The following is a 2,917-nucleotide window of genomic DNA, read 5'->3' on the forward strand; positions in this document are numbered from 1 at the left end:
GTGAACACCTTATAATTTTTATCTCGTGAACAAAAAAAGTAAAAGCCCGCGCGGCATGAGGGCAAAAAGTTAAACGCTTTTTTTGTCGGACAGTAGTGATAAAAGAATTAAAATAAATCATATAGTATTGAAAGTATGCACTTTAAACTAAACAATTTTTTAAAATGAACAGCTTATTCAGAGGTTTTTGTAAAAGTTAACGGACTATTATTTATTCAGAAACTTGAACAATCAATACTCCGTTAAACTTTTGCAATACACTGCAAGCTAATTGTTTGCGCCCAAAAGTATTAGCTTGTTAAAGTTCAGTATATCAATAGTCTAAAAATATAGCGATCTATTAAACAATAATAAATTCAAATATTATAGTGAAGATTTGAATTATGGAAAGTAATGAGATTAACACAGACAAAACAGTAACACTTTGGATTTCCTAATCAGAAAGCGATTATAATACCATGATTAATCTTTTCAATTCCGGAAATTTTAATTGGTATTTCCTTCCATTTCAGATATCATAGACATTCTGATTGATTTAATGCAAAGGAGAGGTAACGATGAACTAATTCCTGAACCCCATCCATTTAGAAAGAAAAGACTTGAGTCTAAATCATCCCGTAGTTACGGAAATTCTAAAGAATGGAATAAAAACCACAAATACGTACTACCCATAAAAAACCCGTGCATGTTCAAAGCATACACGGGTTCCATATTTATAATAAGTCCTAAACCTAAGAACAATACTCCGTTAAACTTTCGTAACTGCCTGTCAACTAATTGTTTAAAACTACAAATCTCAAGGTATTAAATAGTTGTTTTTTAATATGATACAATCCATTTAACATCTGACATCCGAAAATCTAACGATCTATTGTAAGAAACTATTTCCCTTAAAAAGCGTGACTATTCGCGTCAATTTAGACTTGTCTAAGAACTCAATCCTTCAAAAACAAAAGTTAATCAGTTTCTTAATTTCCCATTTTAATTTCCAGGTTTTCAGCGAGAGCTGCCAGAAAATCTTCGGTATTGAGATAATGTTCTTCCTTCATTTCTTTACCATGAATGGTCAATGCCAGATCTTTGGTCATTTTTCCGCTTTCAACAGTATCAATGCAAACCTGCTCAAGGGTAAGTGCAAATTTGATCAACTCCTGGTTGCCATCCAATTTGCCACGGAACTCCAATCCTCGTGTCCACGCAAAAATAGATGCTATAGGATTGGTAGATGTCGGTTTCCCGGCTTCATGCTGGCGGAAGTGGCGGGTAACAGTACCATGTGCGGCTTCAGCTTCCATGGTTTTTCCGTCGGGAGTTACCAATGTTGAAGTCATCAGCCCCAGTGAGCCAAATCCCTGCGCCAGGGTATCCGACTGCACATCACCGTCATAGTTTTTACAGGCCCATACAAAGCGTCCGTTCCATTTCAGTGCAGCAGCCACCATGTCGTCAATCAACCGGTGCTCATAGGTAATGCCCAAAGCTTCAAATTTCTTTTGGTAATCGCTTTCGAAAATTTCCTGAAAAATATCTTTGAAGCGACCATCATATTTTTTCAGAATGGTATTTTTAGTAGAAAGATAGAGGGGCCACTTTTTCATGATGGCCTGGTTGAAACAGCTGTGCGCAAACCCTCGAATACTCTCATCAGTATTGTACATGGCCATGGCCACACCATCTCCTTCAAAATCATAAACATTGAATTCCTGAGGTTCAGAACCATCTTCAGGAGTAAAAGAAATAGTGAGTTTTCCTTTTCCCTTAGTCACGAAATCGGTAGCCCGGTACTGATCTCCAAAAGCATGACGACCGATACATATAGGGTGCTCCCATCCGGGAACGAGGCGGGGAACATTCTTGATAAGGATGGGTTCACGGAATACAGTACCTCCAATGATGTTACGGATGGTTCCGTTGGGCGATCTCCACATTTGTTTAAGGCCGAATTCCTCTACCCTCTTTTCATCAGGCGTAATGGTGGCACATTTAATACCCACATGGTATTTCTGAATAGCCAAAGCTGCATCAACGGTAATCTGATCGTCGGTAGCATCGCGGCTTTCCATGCTCAGGTCATAGTATTTAATGTCCAAATCAAGATAAGGCAGAATCAGTTGTTCCTTAATCATTTTCCAGATGACCCTGGTCATCTCATCACCATCCAGTTCGACCACCGGACTCTGTACTTTAATTTTCGTCATAGGTCAATTGTTTGTATATCAATTAGGTCAAATTAACAGTTTACATTCACACATAGTTCATGCTCAACCTCACTTTTACTCAATATCCAGGTTCAACATGTTGCGCAACCGCTCAAGTGTGGGGTTTTTCCCGGCCAGGACTTTGTATTTATCGGCCGCTGTATAAGCTTTTTGGGGGCCACTTTCGTCTCTTACATACTCTATCTCCAACAACAACTTTGCATTCCTGAGTTCTCGTTTCAGGAAATTAAACAAACCTGTTTTTTCTTTTAGCAATTCTACTTCCTGAGTCTCATTTTTCAGTGGAAACACCACCACATTGTTGCCTTTCAACCTGGGCGAGTGGGCAATAAGCATGCTGAACAAACGGGGATTGGATTGCTCTACAGACCGTGCATATATATTCCAGACCTTTTGCAACTGCTCTGGAGAAAAAGTTTCTTCCCAACTTGGGTCAATCCCATTATTTCCATCCGTTGTTTCATTCCCGGATTTTTCAGTATGTTGACTGACTGCACCACTTCCCGTTTTGGTAAACGATTTTATAGAAACACTTTTGAGTATTTTAGGAGCAGCAGGCTTGGCAGTCTGGCTTCCTTTGTTCTTGGCATTTCCTACTGAACCGGCGCCAACTAAAGGGTTCTCTTCCGGATTTTTCGTGGCAGCCGCAGCCGCTTCTTCATCTACTTTTTTTTTCGGTAAGCAGACGCGATAATTTA

The 2,917-nt window shown here is 39.4% G+C and carries 2 protein-coding genes; both read right to left on the bottom strand.

What is annotated here, in order from left to right; all coding sequences use genetic code 11:
- Positions 1 to 968: 968 nt before the first annotated feature.
- Complete coding sequence (locus QZZ43_RS06920) at positions 969 to 2,198, bottom strand: isocitrate dehydrogenase (NADP(+)) (protein ID WP_291857370.1); 1,230 nt, start codon at positions 2,196 to 2,198, stop codon at positions 969 to 971.
- Between the two features lie 75 nt (positions 2,199 to 2,273).
- Positions 2,274 to 2,917, bottom strand: a 644-nt coding sequence (locus tag QZZ43_RS06925) for a hypothetical protein (RefSeq protein ID WP_291857372.1), incomplete at its 5' end; no start/stop codon positions are given.

The sequence above is a fragment of the Marinilabilia sp. genome (genome assembly GCF_016278715.1).
Taxonomy (GTDB): Bacteria; Bacteroidota; Bacteroidia; order Bacteroidales; family Marinilabiliaceae; genus Marinilabilia.